This window comes from Moorena sp. SIO3I6 (genome assembly GCF_010672095.1).
The window spans coordinates 1-1,914 of sequence record NZ_JAAHHU010000938.1; the positions used below are offsets into that span (position 1 = coordinate 1).

Genomic DNA, 1,914 nt, shown 5'->3' on the forward strand with positions numbered 1-1,914 from the left:
TTTTTACCGTAGGTTCTGTTGTGCGATCGAACCAAATATCAACCTCCCATTTTTTAGTATCATCTAACTCAGAAACGATGGTGCCCAACAAATTAGCACTCCCATCATCGTATTCATTAAAGGTACCTTTAGGGTCAAATAGAAATCTCCCTGATTCCAACTCAGGTAACCAGAAAGAGTGTCCTGACCAATAGGTGTCTGGGTTGCTATGAGCTTCAGTGGCTATCCAGGACTTCTTGACGAGATCAGCTGCCTGGGCTTGTCCTACTGCTCCCAAAACTATAGACCCTAAAACTAATCCACTGCTTACAAATTTAGTTATGTTCATGTTATAGACGCCCTAGTTATTTTAATAAATTAATGAATTGACTGTAGTCTGTAATTAATTTTGACTAAATGTTTGACTAACTCGATCATAGCCTGACCTGTCAGTAAAATCACTTTCAGTAAATTAACTGATATTTACAGTCTGCAAATCTGATGATTGCGATCGCGTTAGCGCTAACGTATAAAACGTATAACTTTTGTATTTTTTGTGTATAAATTAATAGCAAACAAAAAATCCTCTGACTTTTGAACTGGCACCAAACTTGATTGCATGACCTGGAGCTAATCTACAGAGCATAGCCGGTGCATTTTTACCCTGCTATAGCTTGACAAATTGCCCTTAATTAAGGGAAACTCTAGGTTGTCCTATGGGAGGGCGAAGCCAAAGGACATAAAACCTAGGGTTTCAGCCATTAATTACTTGCCCGAACTACTTACTTCGCCAAATTACTTCCCCCAATGGGTCGCCCCTACCCAAAAATCCCTGACGCCAGACTTTCCATCGGAGGCGTGCTATGCCGGAAAACACGATCTCAGCAGAAATTGAGTCATCCCCGAACCACTCTAGACAAGCTGCTTTAGCTCTACAACAGCTTGGGTTTCGGATCCTGCACATTGGACCGACTATAAGTGTACAAGCTCCGCAATCCCTGTGGGAATCAACTTTCAATGTTTCCTTCCAACCACAGCAGAAAACCCTGATCCAGGAGATAGATGGCAGTGAGGTTACCTATCCCAAAGCTGCGGTTGACCATATACAAATTCCTGAGCAACTACAAACCTTGGTAACTGGGGTGATGTTTGTAGAGCCCCCAGAATTTTTCTGATCGCTCTTAGCGGAAGCTGAGGCCGTTGGCCACGCTACGCGAACGCTTCATCCCGTAGCGTGGCCAACGGCCAATCCAGTTAACGATAATCCGAACATTCTCCAGGCTAGAGGCACGACCCGATGCTGCCTTTACTGTTGAATAGTGAGTGAAAAATTTCGTGAATTATTATAAACTAAAACCGAAAAAAACAAAAGTACCCACGAGGGTGAGGTCAATATGTGATCACAGATACCAAACTAAAGAAGTAAACCAAAGACGTAAAGCATCTTGCTTTGTTGATTAACAACGACAGGGATAGTCATAAACCCCTGTCTAACTAGGATTTAACTAAAAAGCTAATTATGATACAACAACTACAGACTGGAGAACAGCGAGTTTCCTTTGAAGCCATTATCGCATCAGAAAGTGGCCAATCTATGTTCGCAAGTGACACCTACCTCCAACCGGAGAATCTTCAACAATTCGCTCCACCCCCTGGACGGGGCATTCAAGCTGCAAATGTTTTACAATCCCTTGGCTTTCGAGTGCAGCAAATCGGAACTTTTTCCATTAGTGCTGATGGACCACGGGAACTGTGGGAACGGGTCTTTAGCACCCGAGTTGAACGGGACAGCCAACTGATTAGCGAGGCTCATCCTGAACTGGGAGAAGTGACCTTCTTGCGCCATGTTGCTGGTGCTCCCTTTAGCATTCCCGAAGAGCTATCTGGGTTGATAGAGCGCGCTTATCCCCAACGTCCACCCATTTTATTTGAGTC

The 1,914-nt window shown here is 43.9% G+C and carries 2 protein-coding genes and 1 pseudogene; 2 read left to right on the forward strand and 1 reads right to left on the reverse strand.

From position 1 onward, the window contains the following. The coding region (locus F6K49_RS44665; protein ID WP_293108425.1) for a hypothetical protein at positions 1-328 on the reverse strand (328 nt) is incomplete at its 3' end. 514 nt (positions 329-842) lie between these two features. Here F6K49_RS44665 and F6K49_RS44670 point away from each other — a divergent pair. Both F6K49_RS44670 and F6K49_RS44675 read left to right on the forward strand, forming a co-directional pair. Continuing rightward, positions 843-1,154, forward strand: a complete 312-nt coding sequence (locus F6K49_RS44670; protein WP_293108428.1) for a hypothetical protein — start codon at positions 843-845, stop codon at positions 1,152-1,154. 344 nt (positions 1,155-1,498) lie between these two features. Then, a pseudogene (locus F6K49_RS44675) lies at positions 1,499-1,914 on the forward strand (serine protease); the annotation flags it as partial.

Coding starts and splice junctions, on each gene's coding strand:
- F6K49_RS44670 (WP_293108428.1), top strand. CDS start 843: ATGCCGGAAAACACGATCTCAGCAGAAATTGAGTCATCCCCGAACCAC.